We start from the raw sequence: 26,865 nt of genomic DNA on the forward strand, positions 1-26,865 counted from the left end.
AACGAACTCGCGGATCTCCGCCGTGGTGAATCCTGGGCTTATCGACATTCCCCTGCCTCCTTCTGATCGTGAACTGACTCACAATCAGCCTGACGCAGAGGGACGAAGGGTGTTTCTCCGCAACTCAGCAGGGACAGCGGGGAGCGGGAGCGGGAGCGGGAGCGGGGGCGGGGGCGGGAGCGGGAGCGGGAGCGGGGAGAGGCCAGCGGGGAGAGGCAGGGGGGCGCGGGAATCTAGCGGGCGGACCAGCCGCCGTCCATCGTGTAGCTGGAGCCCGTGACCATGGCCGCGTCCTCGGAAGCCAGCCAGGCGACGAGCGAGGCGACCTCCTCCGGCTCGACCAGGCGCTTGATGGCGCTCTCGGTGAGCATGATCCGGCTCAGCACCTCGGCTTCGGGGATGCCGTGCACCGCGGCCTGCTCGGCCAGCTGCTTCTCGACCAGGGGCGTGCGCACGTACCCCGGGCTGACGCAGTTGCTGGTCACGCCGTGCTCGCCGCCTTCCAGGGCCGTCACCTTGGACAGCCCCTCCAGGCCGTGCTTGGCCGAGACATAGGCGCTCTTGAACGGCGAGGCCCGGATGCCGTGCACCGAGGTGATGTTGATGATGCGGCCGAACCCGTTCTCGTACATTTTCGGTAGCGCAGCGCGGATGAGGAGGAAGGGTACCTCGAGCATCAGGGTGATGATGCGACGGAAGTCGACCGGGTCGAAGTCCTGGATCGGGTTGATCCGCTGGATCCCGGCGTTGTTCACCAGGATGTCCACACCGTCGACGGCCTCGGCCAGGATGTCGTCGGTGAGCGACGCGGTGTCGAGAAGGTCGACGGTCCAGCTGGAGCCGCCGAGCTCGTCGGCGAGCGCCGCGGCGCCGGCCCCATCGATGTCCGCGACGACGACGTGCGCGCCGCGTTCAGCGAGAGACCGGGCCACAGCCGCACCAATGCCACTCGCGCCCCCGGTGACCAGGGCGCGTTTGCCCGTCAGCGGCCCGGTCCGCGCCCAGGTCTCGGTGTCGGCCGAGGCCCGGGGCGCGTGCGCGAGTGCTTGAGTCATCTGTGTTCCTTCGTTGAGCCGGTTATCTGCCGTGGCGGTTAGCGGAGGGCCGGGGCCGGCTCCAGCCCGTGCTTGCGGGCGTCGACAGCGTCGATCTCGCGCAGCGATGCTCCCTTGGTTTCCTTGAGCGTGAGCACGGCGACCACGGTGATCGCGCAGGCGATCGCCAGGTAGATCGCGACCGGCACCCAGGAGCCGTACTCCTTGAGCAGGGCGACGGCGATGATCGGCGCCATCGAACCGGCCAGGATCGAGGTCACCTGGTAGCCGAGTGACACACCGGAGTAGCGCATCCGGGTCGGGAAGAGCTCGGCCATGATCGCCGGCTGGCCCGCGTACATCAGGGCGTGGAAGCAGAGGCCGAGGGTGATCGCCAGGACGATCAGCACCGGGTTCTTCGTGTCGAACATCGGGAAGGCGAACAGCGCCCAGCTCGCGCCGAGGAGGGCACCGGCCAGGTACACCGGCTTGCGCCCGAACTTGTCGGACAGGCGCCCGACCTGCGGGATCACGAGGAAGTGCACGAGGTGGGCCAGGAGCAGCGCGAACAGAAGCTGGCTGGTGTCGTAGGCGTGCACTGTGACGAGGTAGACGATCGAGAAGCTCACGATGATGTAGTACAGGATGTTCTCGGCGAAGCGCAGGCCCATGGCGCTGAGGATGCCGCGCGGGTACTTACGGATGACTTCCTTGACTCCGTAGCTGATGGCCTGCTCGGCTTCCACCTGGGCGCGTGCCTCGAGGAAGATCGGGGCCTCGTTGACGTGGGTGCGGATGTAGTAGCCGATGACCACGATGATGGCCGAGAGCCAGAACGCGATGCGCCAGCCCCAGCTCATGAACTGTTCAGCGGGCAGGAGCCAGGACGTGGCCAGCAGCACGAGCGTGGCGAGCAGGTTGCCCACCGGCACTGCGGCCTGCGGCCAGCTGGACCAGAAGCCCCGCGACGCGTTCGGGCTGTGCTCGGCGACGAGCAGCACGGCGCCGCCCCACTCACCGCCGACGGCGAAGCCCTGGATGAAGCGCAGGGCGATCAGCAGCGCCGGAGCCCAGTAGCCGATCGTGTCGAAGCCGGGCAGGCAGCCCATCAGGAAGGTCGCGACACCGACGAGGATGATCGTCACCTGCAGGGTGTGCTTGCGGCCCAGCCTGTCGCCGATCTGCCCGAAGACGATGCCACCCAGCGGACGGGCGATGAACCCTACCGCGTAGGTCAGGAAGGCGGCGAGGATGCCGTCCAACTCGCTGCCGGCGTTCGGGAAGAAGACCGTGCCGAAGACGAGGCTGGCGGCGGTCGCATAGAGGAAGAACTCGTACCATTCGACGACCGTGCCCACCATGGAGGCGGCAACGATCTTCTTCAGGCCCGACTTTTCCGAGTTTTTGCCGCCGGCCGATGAGGTTCCTCCGGAACCTGCCTCGACGCGCTGATTGACGCTCATGTCTGTCTCCTTCAGTGTCGCCTCTGACACCTGGTGGGTTTGTCCGGTCCCGTGTGTGCAGCACACACGGCTCCCCCGAGTATTCCTGCAGTCGGGCCGTGCCTCAATGACCACTTCGCCAGACGCCATGTGCATAATTGCAGATATGACCCTCCTGCCCGCGCCGACGCCGCAGTCGCTGCCGAACGCCGACGACCTCCTGATCCTGCTCGCCGTCGCGCGAACCGGCCGGTTCACGACGGCGGCCGACAGCCTGGACCTGAACCACACGACCGTTTCGCGCCGGATCGCGGCGCTGGAGAAGGTGCTCGGCGGCCGCGTGCTGTCGCGAACCGTCGGCGGCTGGGAGCTGACCGACCTGGGCACACGGGCCGCCCAGGCAGCGGAAGGCGTCGAATCGGCCATCGCCCTGCTCGGCGGAGAACCCGAGCGGCCGAACCAACTCACCGGCGTCGTGCGGATGTCGGCCACCGACGGCTTCAGCGCCTACATCGCCGCCCCGGCCGTCGCCGCCCTGCAGCGCCGGCATCCCTCACTCCGGGTGGAGATCGTCACGGTCACCCGGCGCGCCCTGCAGCACCGCTCCGGCCTCGACATCGAAATCGTCGTGGGCGAGCCGCAGGTGCACCGCGCCGAAGCATTCCGCCTCGGTCACTACATGCTCGGGATGTACGCCTCCCGGAGCTACCTCGCCGAATACGGCGCACCGACCACGGTTGCCGGGCTGACGGAACATCCGCTCGTCTATTTCGTGGATTCGATGCTGCAGGTCGACGACCTGGATGCCCCGCGCCGACTGGTGCCCACGATGCGGGACTCGCTCAGCTCGACGAACGTGTTCGTGCACGTGGAGGCCACCCGGGCCGGCGCGGGCATCGGGTTCCTGCCCTGCTTCATGGCGGACCGCCACCCCGACCTGGTGCGCCTGCTCCCGGACGACTTCCAGGAACGCCTTCCCTACTGGATGGTGCTACGACCCGATTCCCTGCGGCAGCCGGCCGTCGCCGCGGTCGTGGACGCGCTGCGCGCGCAGACAGCCGCGTACGAGCAGCCCCTGCTCGGCCGCCCGCGTCCGGCCGAGGCGACGGCTCCTGGCCTGCACGGCTCAGTAGACTAGGACGGCACTCGCGGGAGTGGTGAAATTGGCAGACACGCAGGATTTAGGTTCCTGTGCTTTCGAGCGTGGGGGTTCAAGTCCCCTCTCCCGCACCGGAGCCGAGTCGGCTGTGGCGAACGTGCACGGCCTTCGTGCGCAGCACCCGCCCCGCCTCCCGAAAGGTGAGGAAGACGACACCGGCGAGCAGCACGAATCCCGAGTCCGTCCACCCGAGCGGCCCGGTCTGGAACAACACCGCGACCCACGGCACATACACGATCACGATCATCCCGGCCAGGCCGACCGCGCAGGCCAGCCAGAACGTGGGATTCGAGAACTGATAGCGGGTGAACAGGCCCCGCTGGCTGCGGCGCTGGATGATGTTGAACAGCTGGCAGAGAAGGATCGTGACGTACGTCATCGTGGTGGCCTGCCGGGCGATCGCCTCGCTCACGGGTCCGGAGAACGGGTCGGCGCCGGCCCGTCCGTAGAAGAGCAGGTAGTTCGCGATCGCCAGCAGTCCGATGAGCGAACCTGCATACAGCACGTCACGGATGCTGCGGCGGTTGACGATGTGCGATTTCGGCCTGCGCGGCCCCTGCTGCATCACCCGGCCTTCTTCGGGATCGCGCCCGAGCGCGGCGATGGGCAGCAGCTCGCCGAGCAGGTCGATCGCGAGGATCTGAAGCACGTTGAGCGCGAGCGGCACCCCCGCGGTCATGGCGAGCCCGAGGCTCACGACGTTGACGACGAGTTCGGCGGCATTTGACGTGAGACACGCGAGCACACCCTTGGTGATGTTCGAGTAGATCACGCGCCCGTACTCGACGGCGCGAACCAGCGTGGAGAAGCTGTCGTCGAGCAGAACGACCTCGGCGGCCTCCTTCGCGACATCCGTGCCGGACGCCCCCATGGCGACGCCGACGCTCGAATGACGCAGCGCCGGGGCGTCGTTGATGCCGTCTCCCGTGACGGCGACGACGTGGCCCGATTTCTTCACCAGGTCGACGATGCGGGTCTTGTCCTCGGGGTCGACCCGGCTGAACACGGTGAAACCGCCGAGCGCGTGGGCGAGCACCTCGTCGTCGTCCATCGCGCCGAGCTCTTCGGCCGTGACGACGGTCAGCTCGCCGGTGCTGTCGAGCCCGGCCTGCCGCGCGATCGCCTCGGCGGTGCGCGAGAAGTCGCCCGTGATGATGTTCACCCTGATCTGCGCCCGAAGCGCCGTCCGCATCGCGTCGGGCACCGACTCCCGGATCGGGTCGACCATCGAGACGAGTCCGAGCAGCAAGAGGCCACGCTCGACGGTCTCGGGATCGACGGCTGCGGCATCCGCTGCCGTGGCCTCGCGAACGGCGTAGGCGAGATTGCGCAGACCGCGATCGGCCTGTGCCGTGTGCATCTCGAGGAAGGTCTGCCGGTCGGCGTCTGTGATGGGGCGCACGGACTCGCCGTCGGCGATGCGCGTGGCCCGTTGGACGACGCTCTCGGGCGCGCCCTTCACGTAGGCGGTGAGCGTGCCGTCGGGCCGTGCGCGGATCGAGGTCATGAGCTTGCGGGCAGAGTCGAACGGGAACTCCCGCACCTCGCGCTCGCTCGCCCTCTCGGCGGCCGGGTCGATGCCGGCCTTCGCGGCCACCGTGAGCAGCGCTCCCTCGGTGGGGTCGCCGAGGATGCGCCACCCGGCATGTGAGTCGTCGGGGGCGAGCAGCCGAGCATTGCTGCCGAGCACCCCGGTGCGCAGGAAGGCTCTCAGTCGGCCACCATCGGCGGATGACTCGGACGGGGCATCCGGAGCCGTCGGCTCGATGGTGCCCGCCGGCTCGTAGCCGATGCCGTGCACGGCATATTCGCGGCCGGCCACGACGAGTTCGGTGACCGTCATTTCGTTCTTGGTCAGCGTTCCGGTTTTGTCGGTGCAGATCACCTGGGTTGCGCCGAGCGTCTCCACCGCACTCAGCCGCTTGACCAGGGCCTGGCGCCGCGCGAGAGCCCTCGCCGCCTGTGCCAGCGCCGTATTCACCTCGGCGGGGAGCCCCTGGGGGATGACGGCGCTTGCGAACCCCACCACGAACAGCAGCGCTGTGTGGAAGGGAAGGTTCGCCTGCACGGCGACGACCAGCAGAACAAGAGCGAGACCCAGCGCGACATAGGTGATGAGGCGGGCCAGGTAGCCCATCTCGCGCTGCAACGGGCTCAGCGTGCGCGGTGCCGACTGGGCGAGGCGGGCGATGCGTCCAAGCTCGGTGCGGGCGCCCGTGGCAATCACCACGCCGATCGCCTGGCCCGTAGCCACCGTCGTGCCGGCATGGGCGGTGTTGTGCCGCTCAGCCACCGACACCGGGGTCATGATGGCGTGCGCGTACTTGCGGGTCGGGTCGCTTTCGCCGGTGAGGGCGAACTCGTTCGTCGCGAACGCGGTCGCCTCGATCAGTCGGATATCGGCCGGAACGGAGGCGCCCTCGTCGAGACGCACGATGTCGCCCACGACCAGCTCGATCGAGTCCACCTGGCCGGCCGCGTCATCGCGGAGCACCTGCGTGAGCGACTGCGCGAGGTGCTGCAGGGCCTCCATGGTCTTGCCCGCCCGGTACTCCTGGACGAATCCAATGCCCGTGTTCAGCAGCACCAGGAGCACGAGTGCGCCCGAGGTGACTGTGTCGCCGAGGTAGCCGGTGACCGCAGCGCAGGCGAGCAGCAGCACGATCATCCAGTCCTTGAACTGGCGGGCGTACCGCAGGAGCAGGGACTCCCGCAGCACCTGCACGATCACGTTGTCCCCATAGCGCTCGCGGTGCGCGGTCACTTCGGCGCTCGTGAGTCCCGTCCGGCGCGTGTCGAAGCGTCGCACTACCTCCTGCTCGGGGTACCGATAGGCGTCACCCGCGGCGATTGCGGCGGCGACGGGGTCGGTATCCGACGGCACCGAGGAACGGCTGCGGTCATCGCCCTGTGGTGCCGGGTTCTCATTCATGCACACTCCCCGAGTGAGCGGGCCGGGTGCCACATCCGGACCGTCGGATGTCGCGAGCCTAGCCAGCACGGGTCACGCGCGTCAGTGTTGTCCGGATACCGGGGAAGTTTCCCGAGGATAGGCGGTAGCCTGTGACAGCACCCGCGCCTCGCTGCCGCCCGGCCACTTGCCGCCGCCGACTGGAGTTCCCTCGTGATCCACACCGCACTGATCCCCTGGCTCGACCCGGAGCTCCTCATCGACGGGTTCGGCGCCTGGGCACTGCTCGGAGTGTGTGCGATCGTCTTCGCCGAGACGGGTCTGCTCGTCGGTTTCCTCTTCCCCGGCGACACCCTGCTCGTCATCACCGGACTCCTCACCTATGCCGGCGTGATCCGGATCGACATCTGGTGGGTCGCGCTGGCGATCGGCCTGGCCGCGTTCCTCGGCGGCGAGGCAGGCTACTTCATCGGCCGTCGCTTCGGCCCTCGCGTCTTCGAGCGCAAGGAATCGGGGCTGTTCAGCATCAAGAACGTCGAACGCACGAACGCCTTCTTCCTGCGCTTCGGCGGCGTCGCCGTGATCGTCGCCCGCTTCGTTCCGATCGTGCGAACCTTCGCCCCGGTCGCTGCCGGAGTCGGCCGCATGGACCAGCGCAAGTACACGCTCTACAACCTGATCGGCGCCCTCCTCTGGGGCACCGGACTCACCTACTTCGGGTTCTTCCTCGGCTACATTCCGCCGGTTGCCGACTTCGTACGCGAGTACATCGACCTGATCCTGATCGGCGCTGTCGCCATCACCCTCATCCCGACGGTCTTCCACTACATCCAGTCCGCGCTGAAGGCCCGCCGCGAGATCCGCGAGCGTGAGGTCCTGCCGACGACGGAGAGCCTCGTGCTTGATCCCGACGCTTTCGACACCGAGAACGACGGCAAGCACGAGGCCTGAAGCGCCGCCCCACACGCCGCCCCACACGCCGAACTGTGAGTTTGGCACCTTCGTGGGGCCCGGGAAGGTGCCAAACTCACAGTTCGGCGAAGGGGGTTCGGTGAGGGGGGCTCGGCTCAGTCGTGGGCGTGGGAGTCGTGGCCGGTACGGCCGGCCGGTTCCAGCTGGAACGTTGAGTGATCCACGTCGAAGTGGTGCGACAGGCAGTCGGACAGCTCATCGAGCAGCGCACCGGTCCCGCCCGATTGCAGGACCACCGGGTCGACGACCACGTGGGCGCTGAAGACGTGCGCCCCGGAGGTGATCGCCCACACGTGCACATCGTGCACGGCGACGACGCCGGCCGTCTCCCGGATGTGCTTCCGGATTTCCGCGACATCCGTGTCTTTGGGCACCGACTCGCTGAAGACCCGCACCACGTCACGGAGCAGGGACCAGGCCCGCGGCAGGATCATGGCCGCGATGAGCAGTGAGGCGATCGAGTCGGCCTGCTGGAACCCGGTGGTGAGGATCACCCCGGCCGCGATGATGACCGCGACCGAGCCGAGCGTGTCGCCGAGCACCTCGAGGTACGCACCGCGCATGTTGATCGAGTGTGCCGCCGCCGGGCGAAGCAGGAGCAGGGCGCCCACGTTGGCTACCAGCCCGATGACGGCGACGATGAGCATGGGCGTCCCGCTCACCTCGGCCTGGTCGGCGGAGATCAGCCGGGACACCGCGCCGATGACGACGCCGACGGCCACGGCCACCAGGATCAACCCGTTGATGAGCGCTCCGAAGACCTCGGCGCGCTGGTAGCCGTAGGTCTGCCGGTCGGTGGCCGGGCGTGCGGCGACCACGGTGGCCGCGAGCGCGATCAGGAGGCCGGCGAGGTCGGAGAACATGTGTCCGGCATCCGCAAGCAGCGCCAGCGACCCGGTCAGCCAGGCGCCGATCGCCTCGACGATCAGCACACAGGCGACGATGCCGATGGCGATCGTCAGCCGGGTGCGATTGCCGGCAGCCGCCGGGGAATGATCGTGAGCCATTAGGGCGAGAGCAGTGTCTCAAGTACCGGGATGAGGTGCTCGAACGCCCGCGCACGGTGGCTCTGTTCGTTCTTCACGTTGGTCGTCAGTTCGGCCGCGGAGATCGCGTAGCCGTCGGGCAGGAAGATCGGGTCGTAGCCGAAACCGCCGCTGCCGGACGGTTCGTGCAGGATGTGCCCCGCCCACTCCCCCGTCACGTGCCACTCGGTCTCGTCGGGGAGCGCGAGCGCCGCGACGCAGGTGAAGTGGGCGCCGCGATGCTCGTCCGGGATGTCCGCCAGCTGCCAGAGCAGCAGGCGCAGGTTCTCGCCGGCGTCTTTGCTCGGCCCCGCCCAGCGTGCCGAGAAGATGCCCGGCGAGCCGCCGAGCACGTCGACGCAGATGCCGGAGTCGTCCGCGATGGCCGGCAGCCCGGTGTGCGCTGCAGCCGCGCGGGCCTTGATCAGCGCGTTCTCGGCGAAGGTGGCCCCCGACTCGACCGGCTCGGGACCGTCGTAGGCGAGCACCTCGACCCCGGGGAGCTTGGGCTCGAGGATGCGACGCAGCTCGTCCACCTTGTGCTGGTTGTGGGTGGCGAGAACGATCCGCACGGCTCAGCGTCCCAGGGCGGTGGTCTGGAACTCGGTCAGGGTCACCGTGCCGGCGAGGGCGAGGTCGAGCAGCGAGTCGAGTTCGCTGCGGTCGAAGGGCGCGGCTTCCGCGGTTCCCTGCACCTCGACGAAGAGACCCCGGCCGGTGACGACCACGTTCATGTCCGTCTCGGCGCGGACATCCTCCACGTAAGCCAGGTCGAGCATCGGCTCACCCTTGACGATCCCGACGGAGACGGCGGAAACGCTGTCGAGCAGCGGCACGGCCTTCTGGCCGATGAACCTCTTCTCCCGGCCCCACTCGAGGGCGTCGGCAAGGGCAACGTACGCGCCCGTGATCGCTGCCGTGCGGGTTCCGCCGTCCGCCTGCAACACGTCGCAGTCGATCACGATGGTGTTCTCGCCCAGGGCCTTCATGTCGACGACGGCGCGCAGGCTCCGCCCGATCAGCCGGCTGATCTCGTGGGTCCGCCCGCCGATCTTGCCCTTGACCGATTCGCGGTCCATCCGGGAGTTGGTCGAACGAGGGAGCATGGAGTATTCGGCGGTCACCCAGCCCTTGCCCTTGCCGGCCATCCAGCGGGGCACGCCGTTGGTGAAGGAGGCCGTGCAGAGCACCTTGGTGCGCCCGTAAGAGATCAGTGCCGAACCTTCGGCCTGGTCGCTCCAGCCGCGTTCGATCGTGACCTCGCGAAGCTGGTCGGTGGTGCGTCCGTCGGCGCGCAGGGTGTCGCTCACGAGTTCTCCTTGGGGGTAGCTTGATTCTGAATAGCGGCGAACTCGGCAAGTTCGCTGAGGCTGATGGAGCCGGTCTCGATGAGGTCGACCCGGGAGATCTCCGGGCCGATCAGGCGGTGGGCCAGGGCGAGGAACTCCTCGGCGCTGTCACCGGTCGCCTCGTACCGGTAGGTGGGCGGGCCCGGCGCATCGCGCTCCAGGCCCTGGCTCACGAGCGTCCGGTACACATCGTTCGCCGTCTCGGTGTCGCTGGAGACCAGGGTCACGGCGTCGCCCATCACATAGGAGATCGCGCCGCGCAGGAACGGATAGTGGGTGCAGCCCAGCACGAGGGTGTCGACGCCGGAGTCTCGGAGCGGCGCCAGGTATTCCTCGGCAACCGCGAGCACCTCGTCGCCGGTCGTCACGCCGGCCTCGACGAACTCGACGAATCGCGGGCAGGCCTGGGTGAACAGACGGATGTCGGTGGCTGCGGCGAACGCATCCTCGTAGGCCAGGGAGTTGACGGTGCCCACCGTGCCGATCACCCCGACCCGTTTGTTGCGCGTCGTGCCGACCGCCCGTCGGACGGCCGGCTGGATGACCTCGATCACCGGCACGCTGTACCGTTCACGGGCATCCCGCAGCATGGCCGCGGAAGCGGTGTTGCAGGCGATCACGAGCATCTTGACGTCCTGGGCCACGAGGTCGTCGAGCACGTTGAGGGCGAACTGGCGCACATCCGCTATCTTCTTCGGCCCGTAGGGAGAATGCGCCGTGTCGCCGATATAGAGGAGCGATTCGCCCGGAAGCTGGTCCTTGATCGCCCGGGCGACAGACAGGCCGCCCACGCCGGAGTCGAAAATTCCAATCGGTGCATCCGTCACGTCAAACAACCTTAGTGGCGCGGGCTCCGGCCGGGCTGTGTCCGCCCGGCCGAGGCCGATAGGCTGTGCCGCGTGATCGAGTCCCCAGCCTTCCGCACCGACCGCTACGAACTCACGATGGTGGACGCCGCCATTCAGAGCGGCACCGCCGATCGAGAATGCATGTTCGAGACGTTCGCGCGGCGCCTGCCGAACGGACGTCGGTACGGCATCGTCGCCGGCACCGGCCGGCTGCTCGAGCTCATCCGCGATTTCCGGTTCACGGATGCCGAACTCGACTGGCTGCGGGAGCATGACGTCGTGCGCGCGCCCACCCTCGACTGGCTGGCCGACTACTCGTTCAGCGGCAACGTCTGGGGGTACCAGGAGGGCGAAGCCTACTTCCCGGGCTCGCCGTTGCTGGTGGTGGACGGCACCTTCGCGGAAGCCGTCATCCTGGAGACGCTCGTCCTGAGCACTCTCAACTACGACACGTCGGTCGCCAGCGCGGCCGCACGGATGGTCTCCGTGAGCCTCGGGCGTCCGATCGCCGAGATGGGCTCCCGGCGCGCGAACGAACACGCGGCGGTCGCCGCTGCCCGCGCGGCGTACATCGCCGGCTTCGCGTCGACCAGCAACCTCGAGGCCGGGCGCACCTGGGGCATCCCGACCATGGGCACGGCGGCGCATGCCTTCACCCTGCTCCATGACACCGAGGAAGACGCTTTCCGCGCCCAGGTCGACGCCTTCGGGAGCGCCACAACCCTGCTCGTGGACACGTACGACATCTCCCGCGGCATCGAACTGGCCGTGCGGGTGGCCGGCACCGGGCTGGGCGCCATCCGCATCGACTCCGGGGACCTGCCGACCGTGGCGGCCGCCGCCCGCGCGCAACTCGACTCGCTCGGCGCCGTGAACACGACAATCACCGTCACCAGCGACCTCGACGAATACGCGATAGCCGCTCTCTCCGGTTCCCCGGTCGACGCGTTCGGCGTGGGCACGTCCGTTGTCACCGGGTCGGGAGCGCCGGCGGCGGGAATGGTCTACAAGCTCGTCGCCCGGCGGGATGACGCCGGACCGTGGATGTCCGTGGCCAAGACCTCGATCGGCAAGGTGTCGGTGGGGGGACGCAAGAACGCCGTGCGCCTGCTCGACGGGGGCGGCACCGCGCGCGAGGAGGTCATCCTGGTCGGTGCCGAGCCGTCCGGCGACGTCGACGACGCCCAGCGCGAGGGCGTGGAACGGGGGCTGCTCGTGCCGTTCATCACCGATGGCGAGGTCGACGAACGGTACGTGGGAGCCTCGGGCACGCAGCGGGCCAGGGCGCACAACGCCTCCGTGATGCAGGAACTGCCGATCGAGGCGTTCCGGCTGGGGCGCGGCGAGGCCGTCATCCCCACCTCGTACCGGTAGCCGGGTGCGGCGTTACTTGGCCTTCATCTTTTCGTAGATGGCCTTGCAGGTCGGGCAGACCGGGAACTTCTCCGGGTCGCGCCCCGGCAGCCACTTCTTGCCGCACAGCGCGCGCACCGGCTTGCCGGTCATGGCCGATTCAAGGATCTTGTCCTTGGGCACGTAGTGCGAGAAGCGCTCGTGGTCGCCCGGTTCAATCTGTTCCTGCTTGATGAGCTCCTCGAGCTCACGATCCAGCGTCGACGTTCCGCCGCCGGGCTGGCCTGGTTCTGCGATGCTCGCGCGAAAGTCAGTCATGCGCCCAGTCTAAAACAGCCGCGAGGCTGTGGCCATGCGTGCGGCGTCGGGTCAGGCACGAAGCGCCGAGGCGAGGATCTCGGGACCGCGGCGTTCGAAGGTGCGCGCGCCCAGCCAGACACCCGCGACGAGGGCGCTGACACCGATGCCGAGGCCCCAGAACAGGGCCGGCAGATGCCAGACGGGATCGGAGAAGATTCCCAGCAGACCCATGATGATCGCCGGCAGCGACAGCAAGATCGCGCCGATGAAGGTGAGCGACTGGATCAACGCAGCCGTGGTATCCGACGATTGCGGCTGGGAGAACGGGCTGTCGCCCGGCTTCGTGGCCGGGTACGGGAAGCGGGCGGAGGTGAAGCTGGAGAACCCGAGGCCCGACAGCAGGATGCTGGTGCTCACGCCGAGCATCGACGGGAGCACGCTCCAATCGCCGTGCAGGAAGATGCTGATGGCGGATCCGAATCCGATCAGCGGAATACCGACGAGGAGCACCGGGATGAGCCGGCCGACCCGGTCGGCGGTTCCCCGGGTGCCCGACACCACGTGCAGCCAGACGGCGGTGCTGTCGAAGGCGACGTCGTTGTGCGTCGCCCAGCCCAGGAACACGCACATCAGCGGCACCGGCAGGAGGGCCAGGTATTCGCCGGGGACTCCGGCGATCGACAGCGGTATGACGGCCAGCACGGGCACGACGGGGATCATCACCAGCGAGACCCAGTAGCGGGAGTCACGACCCCAGTAGGTGAGGCTGCGCGCGGCAATCGCCCCGACGGAGTTCGGCGGCAGGCGATCGAACCAGCCGAGTCCACCGTAGTTCCTGACCTGCGCCTCGCGTCCGGGTGTGACGAGCATCTTCGCCACCAGCGCCTGCCAGGCAAGCCAGAGCAGATAGACCACGGCAGCGGCAATGAGCAGCTTGAGGAACGCGGCGCCCCACTGCCCCGTCGCGGCATCTCCCGGCACCGACCAGCCGGCTCCCAGGGGCGTCCAGCCGAGGATGCCGCCGAGGCCGCCGAGCACCGCGACGCCGTCCCGACCCCAGTCGACATTGAGCAGGAGGATGACCAGGGGCGAGATCATGACGAGGAGGAGCACTCCGAGAATTCCGGTGAACTCCCGCGACCGTCGTGTGGCCAGCAGGAATGCCGCGATCGACCTGCTCACTCTGGCGGCCAGGGTGCAGGTCGCCAGCAGCAGCGCAGCGGCGACCAGCGCGAGCAGCGTCTCCATGACTCCGCGGGACCAGGTCACCACCGTGCCGAGCAGCACGATCGTGAGCACGATCGCCGGCACCCCGAGGAGCGCGGACACCGCCAGGCCCAGCGACAGCCGGCGATTCGGGATGCCGAGCACGGCGAACGCGCGCGGGTCCATGCTGTCGTCCACACCGAAGACCAGCGGCACCAGGAAGAAACCGAGCACGACCAGGGACCCGGCGACGATCATCCCGTCGCGCACCAGGGCCGCATCGCCCACAGAACGCAGGCCGACCAGCACGACGACAATTCCCACCGCCAGGGCCAGCCCGTAGAGGAGGCCCACCGCGATCCCCACGACCTGCCAGGGACTACGCCGGAAGAGATTGGCGAGCAGCCGGAGTTTCAGTCCGAGAAACTGTGCAACCATTCCATGCCTTCCACAACCTTGCGCCCACCGGCCAGCTCGACGAATCGCTCCTCGAGCGTCTTCGCACCGCGAACCTGGGCGATGGTGCCGGCGGCGAGCACCTTTCCGTGCACAATGATCGCGACATGGTCGCAGACCCGCTGGATCAGGTCCATGCCGTGGCTGGAGATCACGACGGTGCCGCCGCTGGCCACGTATTTCTGCAGGATTTCGGTGACGTTGACCGCCGAGACCGGATCGACTGACTCGAACGGTTCATCGAGAACGAGCACGCGGGGAGAGTGGATCATGGCGCAGGCAAGCGCGATCTTCTTCGTCATGCCGGCGGAGTAGTCGGCGACCAGCCGGTTGAGCGCGTCTTCGAGGCCGAAGGCGGCCGCGAGGTCCGCGGACCGCAGCCGCACGGTCTCGGCGTCGAGTCCGCGAAGGATCCCGGAGTAGTACAGAAGCTGGGCCCCGGTGAGCCGGTCGAAGAGGCGCAGGCGGTCGGGCAGCACTCCGATGATCCGCTTGGCCTGGACCGGGTTTTTCCACACGTCGACGCCGTTCACGCGGATGGATCCCGAGTCCGGGCGGAGCATGCCGGTGATCATCGACAAGGTCGTCGTCTTGCCGGCGCCGTTCGGACCAACGATGCCGTAGAACGAGCCGGCTCGCACCTCGAGGCTGATGTCGGACACCGCAACGTTCTGCCCGAAGCGTTTGACCAGGCCGGATGCGTCAATCACGACCGGCGCTGCTTCCAGTGCGGATGCTGCTGACGGCGCTGCGGCCGGCGCGGCCACCGGCTTGCGCGCGTCGCTGGGCTTCTGGCTGCGAGCGGGGGCGGGACGGCCTGCGGCCGGGAGTGTCCTGGCCCGCTCGACGTCCGGGGCGGACACGGCGGGCGCAGCCTCGACCGGCACCGACACGGCGGCGGACTCGGCGACAGTGTGTCCGCCGTCGGATACGAGCGCGGCGGCGGTTGCGGCGGCTGACGTCGCCGCGGCCGTCGTCGTCGTCGCAGACTTCGCCGCCGCAGACTTCGCGGCTGCCGACCTGGCGGCGGTCGACTTGGCGGCGGCGGACCTGGCGGCGGCGGATTTGGCGGCCGTCGACTTTGCCGCGGCCGACCTGGCGGCTGTCGATTTGGCGGCCGTGGAGCGCGCCGCGCCGGTCTGTGCCGCCGCGTCCGACTTCGCCGCGGCGGTCCTGGCCGCACTCGTCCGGGCGGCGGTCTGCGCAGCGGTCGACTTCGCCGCCGGGGGCTTGGCAGCAGGCGGCTTGGCAGCGGCCGGGCGGGTCGCTTTCGGTGCTGCCGGGCGACTCCCGGAGGTGGACGTCGAGGCGGACGTCTCGGTGGACGTCTGGCTACCGCTCACGGCGCCGCTGGCGGGCTTCCGAACCGGAGGCTTGCGCACGGTTTTCGCCTTGTCGACGAGGGGCGCGGTTGCCGCGGCATCCGTCGACGGCCGCTTCCCGAGGGACGACTCAACGGCCGCCGCGCGGGAGGCGGAGGCCGTCTCTTCGGGCTCAGAGTCGGGCGTCAGGGGAGTCACCTCGCTAACCTACCAAGGACCGTCTGGACACGTGCGATCGATCCGAAATCAGTGCCGCCAACCTGTGAAAATCCTCCACGAACCACCACAAAACCGACACACGGGCCGGGGCAGGGTTCCCTCCGCGAGGGGCGACGCGGTACACTGACGTTGGCATAATGGTGTGTCTTAACGTGAACTTATGGGTGAACCGCAGGCAAACTTTCGACTTGAGAGTGCTGTGCCGCGGTCATCTACCCCCGTTTTGAGGAGATAATCGTGACCACCCAGGTAGTCATTCTTGCAGCAGGCATGGGCAGCCGCCTCGGCCGCTCGCTGCCCAAGCCCCTGACCGAGCTCAGCGACGGCCGCACGATCATGCAGCAGCAGTTCGACAACATCGCGCACGCTTTTGGCTCCAGGGCCAAGGTCACGATCGTTGTCGGCTACAAGCTCGAGCACATCATCGAAGCGTTCCCGCAGGCATCCTTCGTCTACAACGAGCAGTACGACCAGACGAACACGTCGAAGAGCCTCATGCGCGCCTTGCAGGCATCCGCTCCCGGCGGCGTGCTGTGGATGAACGGCGACGTCGTCTTCGACCCGGCCATCCTCGACCGCGCGGCCGCCATGATGGCCCGCGACCAGTCCTTCGTCATGGTCAACACCGACAAGGTCTCTGACGAGGAAGTCAAGTACACGACGAGCGCCGAGGGCTACATCAAGGAGCTCTCCAAGACCGTGAAGAACGGTCTGGGCGAGGCCGTCGGCATCAACTACATTTCCGCCAAGGACAAGGCGATGCTTCTTCGCCACCTCGCCAAGGTCGGCGACCAGGACTACTTCGAACGCGGAATCGAGCTGGCGATCGAGAAGAACCGACTCCTCGTCGAGCCCGTCGACATCTCCGACTTCTACGCCGTCGAGGTCGACTTCGCCGAAGACCTGGAGCGCGCAAACCTCTTCGTCTAGTCAACCGCGGCACGAGATCTGAAATAGGACGGGTGCAACCGGGCGAACAGCCCGGCTGCACCCGTCTTTCACGTCTTCCGTTCGGGGGCCGGGGCGGGCGCCCCTACGATAGACCGCGTGAGTAGTTACGCCGAAGTGCGCCCCGAGCAACGCACCCCGTTCGCGCGATACCGCCATTCGCTCTGGCTGCTCACCCAGCGTGACCTGCGGGTGCGCTACTCCACCTCGGTGCTTGGCTACTTCTGGTCCATACTCGACCCGCTCGTGATGGCCGGCATCTACTGGTTCGTCTTCACCCAGGTCTTCGACCGCACGGTTGGCAACGATCCGTACATCGTCTTCCTGCTCGCCGCGCTCCTGCCGTGGATGTGGTTCAACGGGGCGATCTCCGACTGCACGAGAGCGTTCCTGCGCGAGGCGAAGCTCATCCGTTCCACACGGATACCGCGCACGATCTGGGTCAACCGACTCGTGCTGTCCAAGGGCATCGAGTTCCTGGCATCCGTTCCGGTGCTGGTGATCTTCGCGGTGGCCTACGGCGCCCCCGTGACCCAGGGCATATTCCTCTTTCCGCTCGCCATCCTGATCCAGACGGTGCTCACGGCCGGAATCGGGCTCATGGTCGCGCCGCTGGTCGTGTTTTTCCGCGACCTCGAACGCGCCATCAAGCTCGTGCTGCGCTTCCTCTTCTACGCGTCCCCGATCATCTACGCCACGAGCGACCTTCCGTCCGGGCTGCAGCTCTGGGCCGCCTTCAACCCGCTCAGCGGACTGTTCAGCCTCTACCGCGCCACGTTCTTCCCGGAACAGGTCGACTGGTTCGTGGTCGGCGTGAGCGCCGTGATGTCGCTGGTCTTCCTCGCCCTCGGCCTGTTCGTCTTTGCACGCACGGAGCGCGCCGTATTGAAGGAGATCTAGTGGCGGCCCCCGTGATCGCACTGACCGATGTCGGAATCCGGTTCCGCCGGAATCGGCGCGGACGTCGAAACTTCAAGGATCTCTTCGCCGGCCGGAAGCGCCGCAGCCGCCCGGGCGAGTTCTGGGCGTTGCGCCATGTCTCGTTCACGGTGCAGCGCGGGGAAGCGATCGGTGTCGTCGGCCGGAACGGCCAGGGCAAGTCGACGCTGCTCAAACTCGTCACCGGCGTCGTGCTGCCCGACGAGGGCACCGTGCACGTCGTCGAGGGCGTGGCTCCGCTGATCGAGATCACCGGCGGATTCGTGGACGACCTCAGCGTGCGCGACAACGTCTACCTGACCGCCGGTCTTCACGGCATGACCCGCAAGCAGATCGACTCGCGCTTCGATGACATCATCGAGTTCGCGGAGATCGCGGACTTCATCGACACCCCCTACAAGCACCTCTCGAGCGGGATGAAGGTACGCATCGCCTTCGCTGTCATCTCACGCCTCGAGGAGCCCATCCTCCTGGTCGACGAGGTGCTCGCCGTCGGAGACAAGGCGTTCCGCGAGAAGTGCTACCGGCGCATCGAGGAACTGCTCGCCGGCGGACGCACGCTCTTCTTCGTCTCGCACAACGAACGCGACCTGCGCCGGTTTTGCACACGCGGTCTCTACCTCGACAAGGGCGACCTCGTTCTCGACGCGTCCATCACTGAGGTGCTCGTCCGCTACAACGCCGACTACGGCATCAAACCAGCCTGACCTCGCCCCGCGGTCCGGCCGGGGTGCGGCGCGCAGCCCGGCCCGGCGTCTCCTCCACAAGGGCCGCCCCCACCGCCTTGCCACCGCATCCGCCGGCCGGCGCCGCGGGACGCGCCGGCACGTCGGATGCCGCCGCTACCGTGACCGCCATGACAGCCAACGACAAACAACGGGTGCGACGCCTCTCCTCGACTCCCCTGGCCATGGCCTACCGCGTGCCCTGGCGCGTGGACCGGCGTCACGCCCCCACCTACCTCCTGGTCAATGCCGGGCCCGAGCCACTCTGGGGCGTGTCCGCGAGCATCGTCGGCGCGGCCGTTATGGGCGCCTCCGCGCCGCGGCGACTGCTCCCCGGCGAGGCTCTCCCCGTCACGGTTCGCGGCCGCGAGATCGCACGGGACACCGTGCTTGTCATGCGCTGGTTCCGGCCGTGCGGTGACGAGTACCTGTGGCGGGTGAGCTTCTAGCCGCGTCCCCGGCGCGCCCGGGCTTCCTGCTCGCGCCGGAAGTCCAGGGCCGTGTAGCTGTCGCGAGTGGGCGGCAATTGCTCGTCCGTGAGCCCGACGAGCAACTCGCTCGGCTCCAGGCCGAGAACGACGGCCAGCCGGATGAGGGTGTGAAAGGTCGGGTTTCCGTGGCCGCGGTCGATGCGCGCGTAGTTGGACACGTTCAGCCCGGCGAGGTGAGCCACCGTCTCCTGGTTCAGGGAGAGGGCGAGCCGCCGTTCGCGAAGCCGGAGCCCCAGGATCCGGGACGCTTCAGATTTCGGCTCAGGCATCCCTCATGTTTAGTTGCACGGTTTCTTGGGCACCAGATTGTGTAGGCGCAGGGCTTATATACGTGACGAGTCTTGACAGGCTCGACCACCGGAGGGGTCTCGCCCACCGGGGGCGCATGCGTAAACTCGAGGGACGACCATGGAGGGATGCGCAATGGCCAGGAAAGCGAAACCGATCATTTCGGAAACGGGCGGGACGCCCATGGGCGGGCAACTGCCGTCCGGGGTCGCCAAGGGGTTCGACCGCCTGATGGCGATCCATCGCCCGGCGGTGCTCGCTCACATCCGTGACATCCGTCGCCGTAACCCCGGCGCGACCCCCGATCAACTCATCGTGATCCTCGAGCGGCGCTACCTGACCGCGGTCACGACCGGGGGCGCCGCCGTTGGCGCAACCGCCGTCATCCCGGGAGTCGGTACCGGCATCACACTGGCCCTTTCCGGCGTGGAGACGGCCGGGTTCCTCGAAGCGACGGCCCTCTTCGCGCAGTCGGTCAGCGAGGTGCATAACATCGCCATCGAGGACCCGGACCGCGCTCGCGCGCTGGTGATGACCATGATGCTCGGCCGTGAGGGTTCGGATCTCGTACGCCAGCTCGCCGGGCAGTTCTCCGGAGGCGGAACCGCCAGGACCGCGTACTGGGGGGAATTGGTCACCACCAGCATGCCGCGCGCGATCCTCGGGCCGCTCACCGACCGACTGAAGAGCGCGTTCATCAGGCAGTTCGCGGCCAAGGGCGGCGCAAGCCTGATTGGCAAGGCTGTTCCGTTCGGGATCGGCGCCGTCATCGGCGGGGTCGGCAACCGCATCCTGGGCCGGAAGGTCGTGCTGTCCTCCCGCCTGGCCTTCGGGCAGCCCCCTCAGCATTACCGCCAGGAGCTTGACCCTCGTGTGCGCGAGATCACGGTCGGTGCCGGCCGGATGGCCCAGCTCGGCCAGGGCGCGCGCTCGGCGCTGCCGCGGGCCCTGCAGCGGCGGAAGCCTGTCCCGCACGCGGACCTCATGCCCGAACCGCCCGCCGGACCGGTGGTCCCGATTCCGCCGACCGGTGGCTGAGGCGGCCGGGGCGGCTGGGGCGGCTGGGGCGGCTGAAACGACTGTGGCGGCTGACTAGGCCGCGTCGCTGCCCTCGGTGTCTTCGCTGGCGTCTTCGCTGGCGTCTTCGCTGTTGCCGTCGCTGCCCTCGAGCATTCCTCGCTCGTCGACGACTTCCGGTTCGCCCGCGTGCAGCGCGGCGAACCGCTCCCACTCGTCCATCAGGTGCTGCACCGCGGCGTGGAACCGGGCCGTGGCCGCTCCCGGCGTGGTGTCGCCGAAGTAGCGCTGCACCCACACAGCAAGGCGCGCCTCGGCCGTCGGGTCGTGCGTCAGTCGATCCACGTCAGCCACGATGTCGGCGGCATCGGCGGAGTGCAGCCACTCGCAGTCGGACAGGTAGCCGCTCGTGTCGATTTGCGCGACCGGGTTCAGCGGCCGGGTCACCATGAGCGGCTTGCCCGTGGCGAGCCGATCGTAGACCATCGCTGAGATGTCGACGATGGCGACATCGGCCGCCGAGAGCTGCCAACCCAGGTCTGCCCCGGTGTCGTAGATGTGCTGGGCCGAGGAATCGCGGCCGTTGGCCGCCTCGATCGACGCGATGATCTGTTTGTTCGCCGCCGCGTAGACGGGATCGATGACGCCGCTGCGGGGGTGCGGGCGGTAGATGACGCGGTGCCGTCCGGTGCCGAGCAGCGCCGACACGAGGGCGACGCCGTGCGTCGCGATGGAGCCGTAGGCGGCCGCGGGGCGGTCGCCTTCCCAGGTCGGGGCGTAGAGAACCACCTGGCGCTCATCCGGCGCGTAGGGCAGCTCACCGGTGAAGTAGTCGGCCTGGGGCCGCCCGATCTTGATCGCCCGCTTATCGAAGTCGTAGTCCCACAGCACCTTGTTCAACCGCGCAAGCGCGGCATCGCCGGCCACGAACGAGTAGTCATACGCCTTGAACTGGTTCGTGACCATGTACATCTTGTCGCTCTCACCGTGATTGATGAAAACGTGCCAGCGGCGCCCATAGCGCATCATCTGGAAGTTCCTGGCGTTCTGGTTGACGTAGAAGACGATGCGGATGTCCTGCTCCGCGATCACGCTTTCCAGCTCGGAAACCTTGCGCACGTGGGCAACCGGGAGGGGCGACTCCTCCAGGAGCGTGAGGGTGCCGCCGCCGGTACGGCTCAGCACGAGCACCGGCCAGGTCTCGGCCAGCCTGGCGAGCGGCTTGTACCACTGGCGCATCTGGTACATGTTGACCGGGCCGTCGGCGAAGTACACGGCGATCTTGAAGTGGTTCACCGGTAATTCCACACCGGCCTCGCGTCGTTCCCGCAGCAAACGCGACACCTTGCGGGACGAAACGGCGTCCTTGACCAGCTTGAACGCAAGCTTGATGTCTTTTTTGATACCCACGTTTCCAGCCTACCCAGCCTGCGGCGGCGAAAAGTCAGACGACAGGAGGGCGCCCGGCCAGCGTCATGCGCCAGAGCGTGCGGGCGGACAGGGGACGGTGCTCCCCCGGGTCGGTCGCCCATCCTTCACGCCAGCCCTCGAACCATGCGGTCAGGGCCGGCCTGTTGCGTGCCCAGCGCAGCACCTGGATGGCGGTCCACGACCCGACGTAGATCGGAATGAAGAAAGCAGGCAGGTTGCGGCGCGCCAGCCACACCCGGTTGCGAGCGTTGAGCCGGTAGTACTCGGCGTGCCTGGTGGGGTGCATCACGGGGTGATTCGCCTCGAGGTCGCCGGCGTACCAGACGCGGAGCCCCTGGTCCCAGACGCGCCAGGCCAGCTCGATGCCCTCGTGGGCGTAGAAGAACGGCTCTGCCCAGCCGCCGGTCGCGTCGAAGACGGCGCGCGGCATCAGCACGGCGCCCTCCCAGACGGAGAACACGTTGCTGGAGTGAGTTGCCTGGCCCTTGAGGATGCGCGGGATCCACCGCCGGGGCGAGCCGGGGTCCTCGGGATCGACGACCCGGGGCTGCAGCAGGCCGATGCTCGGGTCGGCGCGGAGTTTGTCGATCGCCTCGATCAGGAAGTTCGGGTCGGGAATGCTGGCATCGTCGTCAAGGAAGAACAGGAACTCGCCGCTGACCTGGGAAACCCCGCGGTTGCGGCCGGCCGGGATGCCGAGGTTCGTCGGCAGCCCAAGGGAGGTGACCTCCTTGGGCAGGCCGGTCGGCTGCCAGCCGTTGCCGACGCAGACGATGTCGAGGTGCACCCCCTGCTGGGCCAGCAGGCTGCGGATGCCGCGGTCCAGGTCATCCGGCCGCGTTCCCTGCGTAAGCACGACGACACCGACGGTGGGTGTCGAGTTCGCGGCCGGAGTGTTCCGGCTAGGAGCGGACACGCTTGGAGGCCATGATTGCGACGAAGTGGCCGATGAGCGCCAGGAAGGCAAGCGGGACCAGGGCGATCAGCACGGCGCGGTCGACCAGCGGCTGGCCGGCGAAGAGGCCCACGAGGGCGGCGACGAAGATCAGCATGGTCAGCTCGACCGAGTGGTACAGCCGGTGGAAGGGCAGGAAGCGGGCCAGGCGACGGAGTTTCACGAGGGTGCCGGAGGTGGGCGCCTTCTCCCCGTGTGTGTCGGCGAGCTTCGTCAGGCCGGCGTTGGCCCGGGCGACGTGGACCATGTCGTTGAGCGCCTTGTTCAACACGATGATGAGCGCCAGCAGGACTCCGAGGGTCGTCCAGAGGAAATCCGCCGGGGCCTCGAACGGGTACGCGGCCGCACGGATGCCGAGGGCAATCGGGATCAGCGCCTCGGTGCTGTAGTGGCCGACCTTGTCGAGGAAGACGCCGGCGGGCGAGGACGTCTTGCGCCAGCGGGCGACCTCGCCGTCGCTGCAGTCGATGAGCATCTGCAGCTGCCCGAGAACGAGGGCGAGCAGGGCCCCCCAGATTCCGGGGATGAGGAGTGCGGCCGCGGTCGACCAGCCGACCAGGATCATCAGGCCGGTCACGCCGTTGGCCGAGATAGGAGTCTTCAGCAGCATCCACGTGACATACGGAGAGAGATCGCGCAGGTAGAGCGAAGCCGTCCAGTGTTCGGCGTTGGCACGCAGTCGAACCTCGGGCGGTTGCGCAACGGCGCGGAGCTCGGCGATGGAGGAGGGCCGTGCCGCCGCCGGGGTGCCTGGCGTCATAGTTACCTTCCCGCGTGTGCGGTGATGTTGCTCGTGAGTTTGAGGTAGCCGAGCACGAAGCCGACGCCCCAGCAGAAGTGGATGCACGGCAAGACTACGAGAAACCAGAGGGCAGCACGAAACCCGTCGGGGCGCGTCACCGCGATCGTGGCCACCAGCACGAAGACGAGGTAGACGGTGGGCATGACGAAACCGAGCAGCATCCACGGTGCGGTGCCCGCGATGAGCTGCACGAGCCCGGCGATTCCGAGCAGCAGCCCGATGGTCACACCGACGACCATGACGGGTGGCACGAAGTAGCGGAGGCCGTTGGACTCGGGGAAGCGCCGTGCGAGTTCTCCGCGCCACAGCCCGGTCGACAGCATCTGGCGGGCCAGGCGGGACAGGCTGGGTCGGGGGCGGTAGAGCACCTTGAGCCGGGGAGTGAACCACACCGAGCCGCCGGATTCGCGCAGGCGTCGGTTGAGTTCCCAGTCCTGGCCGCGCTTGATGCTCTCGTCGAACAGGCCGACGCTGAGGATGCTTTCGCGTCGGAAACAGCCGAGGTAGACGGTGTCCGCCTCGCCCTCTTTTCCGCCGACGTGGAACGGTGTGCCGCCCAGGCCGACGCGCGTGCCGTAGGCGCGGGCGACGGCTTTCTGGAAGGCGGTGACTCCCTGGGCGTCCATGATGCCGCCCACGTTGGCCGCGCCGGTGCGCTGGAGGGTCTCCACGGCGATGCGTGCGTAGTCAGGGGGCAGCACGGAGTGCGCGTCGACACGGATCACGACCGGGTAGTGCGATGCGCGGATCGCGGTGTTGAGGCCCGCCGGGGTTGACCCGACCTCGTTCGTGACCACCTGGATGCGCGGGTCGATCGCCGCCATCTCTTCGACGAGTTCGGTGGTCCCATCGATGCTCGGGCCGAGGGCCAGGGTGACTTCGAACGGGCCCTGGTAGTCCTGCCGGAGGAGGCTGTCGACGGCGGCGCGCACATGCGAGGCCTCGTTCAGCACGGGCATCACATAGGACACGCCGACGAGCAGTTCGTCTGCGTTCTGGGGCACCGGGCTGGCCGTCTTTCCGTTTGTGGGGCGGGTCGCTAGAGCCTATCAGGCACCGTATTTCACCCGGGGATGTGCGGACGCGACTGCGCCGCCGGTGTTGAGCCGGCGGCGCAGTCGCGTGGGAAGGAGCGATCGATCAGCTTGTGAGCTCACCAACCGTGACGGACACGGTGACCGCCTTGCCGTCGCGCACGTAGGTGAGCTTGGCATCGGCCCCCGCGGCGAGGGCGCGCACCTGGGCCGTCAGGTCGTTGGCATCGGTGATCGGCACCCCGTTGAAGTTGGTGACGACGTCACCCGACTTCAGGCCGGCCTTGTCGGCTGCGCCTCCGGAGGAGATCTCCTTGATGAGCGCGCCGACGGTCGCGCTGTCGGCGTCGCTGCTCGCACTCGTGACCGAGGCGCCGAGCAACCCGTGGGTTGCCTTGCCGTCGGCGATGAGCTCTTCGGAGATGCGCTGGGCCAGGTTCGACGGGATGGCGAACCCGACGCCGATGCTGCCGGCCGCGGCGGCGGCGCCTCCGCCGGCGTTGGCGATGGCCACGTTGATCCCGATCAGCTGGCCCTTGCCGTTGAGCAGCGCGCCGCCCGAGTTGCCGGGGTTGATCGCGGCATCCGTCTGGATGACGGGCAGGGAAATGCTGCCACCCGACTGGCCGGACTGCGGCTGCTGGCTACCGTCCTCGTTCGGGATGTCGAAGTTCCAGAAGTCGAACGGGTTCTGGCCGTCGTTCTGGTCCGGCGTGGCCTCTTCGGTCTTCGGCGCGGCGGAGGAGGCGACCGTGATGCTGCGGTTGAGCGCGCTCACAATCCCGTTTGTCACGGTGCCGGCCAGCCCCAGCGGTGCGCCGATGGCGATCGCCGTGTCGCCGACGTTGAGCTCGGCCGAATCGGCCCAGTCGATCGCCTTGAGCCCCGAAGCGTCGGTCAGCTTGATGACCGCGAGGTCGGAGACCGGGTCGGTACCGACCAGGGTCGCCTTGTACAGCTTGCCGTCCTGGCCGGTCACCGAAATCTTCGCGTCGGCCACGGCACCGTCGAGGGTCACGACGTGCGTGTTCGTGAGCACGTAGCCGTCTTCGCTGAGGATGACGCCGGAGCCCGTGCCGCCGGCGCTGCCGCTGGCCACGCTGATCGTGACGACGCTCGGCGATGACTTTGCGGCCACCGCGGTGATTTCGTTAACGCTTTCGCTGTTGTTGACGACGACGTTTCCGGGTCCCTCGGCCCGGCTGACCGGCACGCCGCTGCCCTGCTGGGTCAGGACCAGCGCGGTTACGCCGGCACCGGATGCGCCGCCGACGAGGGCGCCGATGGCCAGGGCCGCGATCAGGGCGACGCTCCCCTTGCGTCGCTCCTTCGGCGGGGCGGAGCCGAGCTGTTCGGTCGGGTAGTCGCCGGGGTATGCGGCGGTCGCCTGGGCCTGCGGCGCGCCCTGGACACCGGGGCCCGCGGCGCCGGGCACCGGGAACGGGCGTCCGAACGCATCGGTGCCGTAGGACTCGGTCGGACCGGTCTCGTTGAATTTGGGGGCCGTGGGGGCCGAGGGGGCCGGGACCTCGGGCGTGCCGTTGCCGCCGGATGCCTGCGGCTGGGCCGGCGGAGCATCCGTCACGGGAGGCGCGACGGGCGCGGCCTCGACGCGCGCCGACCCGGCGGGCTCTGGGGCCTTCGGCTGGTCTGGAGTGCTGCCTGGTTCTTCAGTGCTGTCGGTCATGGTGTGCTCCTTCCAAGCGTTGCCAGCTTTGCGCCCGAACCTGAACGTTTTATATGCACAGACTGAGAGCGTCCCATGACGAGGCCGTGACCTTACCCGGGGTGGCGCAGCTGCGTTCGGTCAGCAGCCGGGGCCGCTCGGGTTGCGGGTGCACTCCCGATCGACCAGCACGGTTCTCGCTGTGCCGGCGCGGGCGGTGATCGGGTTAGCCGGCACGGCCAGCGTACCCCCAATGCCCCGCCACGGCTGGCCCGCGAAACGGTACTGGGCCGAGTAGTCGACAGTGAGCGCGATGACGAAATCCCCGGCATCGAGGTAGGTGTGGCTGGTCGCCGTTTCCGAGAACTCGGGCAGGTGCAGATCGGCCCAGCTGGCCCCGCCCGTGGCCGAACCGCCCGTCGCTCCGTCGCCGTAGGCCCAGCGGTAGCCCGCGGGCGTGAACCTCACCTCGGCGGGGAACCCGAGCAGCAGGCCCGACCTGGTGTGCGCGGATGCCGCGGCGAAGAAGTTGGTGGGGAGCCCGATCACGGTCCAGCCGTTGGGTTCCATCCCCTGGGTCGGGACGACGGGCCGGAAGTTCACCAGGTCGCTCATGCTCACCACGAGGCTCGGGTCGCAGGGCGATCCCGGCGTGCAGTTGACGAAGAAGGGGTCCCGCACGATCACCAGCGGGTCCGCTACGTTGACGGTGCCCTGGTCGCCGTTCTGGCCGGGGTTCTCATCGGTCTGGGCCCCTCCGTCGGCCCCGGGAGGCGCTCCACCGCCTCCGCCGGAGTTGCTGTCGAATCCTGCCGACAGGTCCACCCCGCCGTGGTCGAACACGCCATTGGCTTCCGGGCAACTGAGGGTGGCCTGTTCGAATTTCCCGCAAGTGGCGGCCGCAGCACCTGTTACCGGGCCGGAGAGCAGCCCGGCAGACACGAACCACGTCGCAGCAACGATAAGGAGCACT

The 26,865-nt window shown here is 68.2% G+C and carries 25 protein-coding genes and 1 tRNA gene; 9 read left to right on the top strand and 17 right to left on the bottom strand.

Annotated features, from left to right (window positions below):
* Nucleotides 1-233 precede the first annotated feature (233 nt).
* On the bottom strand, nt 234-1,055 hold the full coding sequence (locus E3T54_RS11520) for a 3-hydroxybutyrate dehydrogenase (protein WP_134475804.1): 822 nt from the start codon (nt 1,053-1,055) through the stop codon (nt 234-236).
* A 38-nt stretch (nt 1,056-1,093) separates the two neighbouring features.
* A complete protein-coding gene (locus tag E3T54_RS11525; protein ID WP_092324191.1) occupies nt 1,094-2,497 on the bottom strand; it encodes an MFS transporter in 1,404 nt (467 codons plus the stop codon).
* A 145-nt stretch (nt 2,498-2,642) separates the two neighbouring features.
* On the opposite strand from E3T54_RS11525, the gene E3T54_RS11530 reads away from it, so the two are divergent.
* Together E3T54_RS11530 and E3T54_RS11535 are read left to right on the top strand one after the other, a co-directional pair.
* Nucleotides 2,643-3,614, top strand: coding sequence for a LysR family transcriptional regulator (locus tag E3T54_RS11530; RefSeq protein ID WP_174843287.1), 972 nt, complete (start codon nt 2,643-2,645; stop codon nt 3,612-3,614).
* Between the two features lie 10 nt (nt 3,615-3,624).
* Nucleotides 3,625-3,706: transfer RNA gene (locus E3T54_RS11535), tRNA-Leu, on the top strand.
* Here E3T54_RS11535 and E3T54_RS11540 read toward each other — a convergent pair.
* Complete coding sequence (locus tag E3T54_RS11540; protein WP_134475806.1) at nt 3,688-6,567, bottom strand: cation-transporting P-type ATPase; 2,880 nt, start codon at nt 6,565-6,567, stop codon at nt 3,688-3,690. The two genes, E3T54_RS11535 and E3T54_RS11540, sit on opposite strands and share 19 nt — an antisense overlap.
* Before the next feature lie 195 nt (nt 6,568-6,762).
* Here E3T54_RS11540 and E3T54_RS11545 point away from each other — a divergent pair, with 195 nt between their 5' ends.
* Nucleotides 6,763-7,497, top strand: a complete 735-nt coding sequence (locus E3T54_RS11545; protein WP_174844417.1) for a VTT domain-containing protein — start codon at nt 6,763-6,765, stop codon at nt 7,495-7,497.
* Nucleotides 7,498-7,613: 116 nt separating this feature from the next.
* Here the strand turns inward: E3T54_RS11545 and E3T54_RS11550 are convergent, their stop codons facing one another.
* The 4 genes from E3T54_RS11550 to murI are packed head-to-tail and all read right to left on the bottom strand — an operon-like array spanning nt 7,614 to nt 10,719.
* Entirely contained in the window at nt 7,614-8,525 is a 912-nt protein-coding gene (locus E3T54_RS11550) for a cation diffusion facilitator family transporter (protein WP_134475808.1), read from the bottom strand.
* Nucleotides 8,525-9,115, bottom strand: coding sequence for an RdgB/HAM1 family non-canonical purine NTP pyrophosphatase (gene rdgB / locus E3T54_RS11555; protein ID WP_134475809.1), 591 nt, complete (start codon nt 9,113-9,115; stop codon nt 8,525-8,527). Before rdgB ends, E3T54_RS11550 begins: the two co-directional genes overlap by 1 nt.
* A gap of 3 nt (nt 9,116-9,118) precedes the next feature.
* Nucleotides 9,119-9,853 (bottom strand): ribonuclease PH, encoded by a 735-nt coding sequence (gene rph / locus E3T54_RS11560; protein WP_092324184.1) that lies wholly within the window; start codon nt 9,851-9,853, stop codon nt 9,119-9,121.
* Nucleotides 9,850-10,719, bottom strand: a complete 870-nt coding sequence (murI, locus tag E3T54_RS11565) for a glutamate racemase (protein ID WP_134475810.1) — start codon at nt 10,717-10,719, stop codon at nt 9,850-9,852. The genes rph and murI overlap by 4 nt, the downstream gene beginning before the upstream one ends.
* A 72-nt stretch (nt 10,720-10,791) precedes the next feature.
* On the opposite strand from murI, the gene E3T54_RS11570 reads away from it, so the two are divergent.
* On the top strand, nt 10,792-12,114 hold the full coding sequence (locus E3T54_RS11570) for a nicotinate phosphoribosyltransferase (RefSeq protein ID WP_134475811.1): 1,323 nt from the start codon (nt 10,792-10,794) through the stop codon (nt 12,112-12,114).
* A 12-nt stretch (nt 12,115-12,126) separates the two neighbouring features.
* Here E3T54_RS11570 and E3T54_RS11575 read toward each other — a convergent pair whose 3' ends face one another.
* The 3 genes from E3T54_RS11575 to E3T54_RS17720 are packed head-to-tail and all read right to left on the bottom strand — an operon-like array spanning nt 12,127 to nt 15,575.
* Nucleotides 12,127-12,411, bottom strand: a complete 285-nt coding sequence (locus E3T54_RS11575) for a DUF3039 domain-containing protein (RefSeq protein ID WP_092324178.1) — start codon at nt 12,409-12,411, stop codon at nt 12,127-12,129.
* A gap of 51 nt (nt 12,412-12,462) precedes the next feature.
* Nucleotides 12,463-14,037, bottom strand: coding sequence for a hypothetical protein (locus tag E3T54_RS11580; RefSeq protein ID WP_134475812.1), 1,575 nt, complete (start codon nt 14,035-14,037; stop codon nt 12,463-12,465).
* The gene (locus E3T54_RS17720; protein WP_370255478.1) at nt 14,013-15,575 is read right to left on the bottom strand and encodes an ABC transporter ATP-binding protein; all 1,563 of its coding nucleotides are present in this window, start codon (nt 15,573-15,575) and stop codon (nt 14,013-14,015) included. The genes E3T54_RS11580 and E3T54_RS17720 overlap by 25 nt, the downstream gene beginning before the upstream one ends.
* Before the next feature lie 258 nt (nt 15,576-15,833).
* Between E3T54_RS17720 and E3T54_RS11590 the strand changes: the two genes are divergently transcribed.
* From E3T54_RS11590 to E3T54_RS11605, 4 genes are all read left to right on the top strand, one after another.
* On the top strand, nt 15,834-16,526 hold the full coding sequence (locus E3T54_RS11590; protein WP_092324172.1) for an NTP transferase domain-containing protein: 693 nt from the start codon (nt 15,834-15,836) through the stop codon (nt 16,524-16,526).
* A 117-nt stretch (nt 16,527-16,643) separates the two neighbouring features.
* On the top strand, nt 16,644-17,444 hold the full coding sequence (locus tag E3T54_RS11595; RefSeq protein ID WP_241977185.1) for an ABC transporter permease: 801 nt from the start codon (nt 16,644-16,646) through the stop codon (nt 17,442-17,444).
* Nucleotides 17,444-18,190 carry an ABC transporter ATP-binding protein gene (locus E3T54_RS11600; protein ID WP_134475813.1) on the top strand — a complete coding sequence of 249 codons (747 nt, stop codon included), beginning with the start codon at nt 17,444-17,446 and terminating at the stop codon, nt 18,188-18,190. The genes E3T54_RS11595 and E3T54_RS11600 overlap by 1 nt, the downstream gene beginning before the upstream one ends.
* A gap of 149 nt (nt 18,191-18,339) precedes the next feature.
* The gene (locus tag E3T54_RS11605) at nt 18,340-18,657 is read left to right on the top strand and encodes a hypothetical protein (protein WP_134475814.1); all 318 of its coding nucleotides are present in this window, start codon (nt 18,340-18,342) and stop codon (nt 18,655-18,657) included.
* Here the strand turns inward: E3T54_RS11605 and E3T54_RS11610 are convergent.
* A complete protein-coding gene (locus E3T54_RS11610; protein WP_092324165.1) occupies nt 18,654-18,968 on the bottom strand; it encodes a helix-turn-helix domain-containing protein in 315 nt (104 codons plus the stop codon). The two genes, E3T54_RS11605 and E3T54_RS11610, sit on opposite strands and share 4 nt — an antisense overlap.
* 154 nt (nt 18,969-19,122) lie before the next feature.
* Here E3T54_RS11610 and E3T54_RS11615 point away from each other — a divergent pair, with 154 nt between their 5' ends.
* Nucleotides 19,123-20,025 carry a hypothetical protein gene (locus E3T54_RS11615; protein ID WP_134475815.1) on the top strand — a complete coding sequence of 301 codons (903 nt, stop codon included), beginning with the start codon at nt 19,123-19,125 and terminating at the stop codon, nt 20,023-20,025.
* 54 nt (nt 20,026-20,079) lie between these two features.
* Here the strand turns inward: E3T54_RS11615 and E3T54_RS11620 are convergent, their stop codons facing one another.
* The 6 genes from E3T54_RS11620 to E3T54_RS11645 form a co-directional block, all read right to left on the bottom strand.
* Nucleotides 20,080-21,414, bottom strand: coding sequence for a hypothetical protein (locus E3T54_RS11620; RefSeq protein WP_134475816.1), 1,335 nt, complete (start codon nt 21,412-21,414; stop codon nt 20,080-20,082).
* A gap of 34 nt (nt 21,415-21,448) precedes the next feature.
* Nucleotides 21,449-22,351, bottom strand: a complete 903-nt coding sequence (locus E3T54_RS11625) for a glycosyltransferase family 2 protein (protein WP_134475817.1) — start codon at nt 22,349-22,351, stop codon at nt 21,449-21,451.
* Nucleotides 22,338-23,150, bottom strand: a complete 813-nt coding sequence (locus tag E3T54_RS11630) for a CDP-alcohol phosphatidyltransferase family protein (RefSeq protein WP_092324160.1) — start codon at nt 23,148-23,150, stop codon at nt 22,338-22,340. The genes E3T54_RS11625 and E3T54_RS11630 overlap by 14 nt, the downstream gene beginning before the upstream one ends.
* A 2-nt stretch (nt 23,151-23,152) precedes the next feature.
* Entirely contained in the window at nt 23,153-24,151 is a 999-nt protein-coding gene (locus tag E3T54_RS11635) for a glycosyltransferase family 2 protein (RefSeq protein WP_134475835.1), read from the bottom strand.
* Between the two features lie 181 nt (nt 24,152-24,332).
* Nucleotides 24,333-25,913, bottom strand: coding sequence for a S1C family serine protease (locus E3T54_RS11640; protein WP_134475818.1), 1,581 nt, complete (start codon nt 25,911-25,913; stop codon nt 24,333-24,335).
* 120 nt (nt 25,914-26,033) lie between these two features.
* Nucleotides 26,034-26,864 (bottom strand): hypothetical protein, encoded by an 831-nt coding sequence (locus E3T54_RS11645; RefSeq protein ID WP_134475819.1) that lies wholly within the window; start codon nt 26,862-26,864, stop codon nt 26,034-26,036.
* Nucleotide 26,865: the final 1 nt, after the last annotated feature.

It is taken from the genome of Cryobacterium sp. Sr8, from assembly GCF_004403225.1.
GTDB classification, from domain to species: domain Bacteria; phylum Actinomycetota; class Actinomycetes; order Actinomycetales; family Microbacteriaceae; genus Cryobacterium; species Cryobacterium psychrotolerans.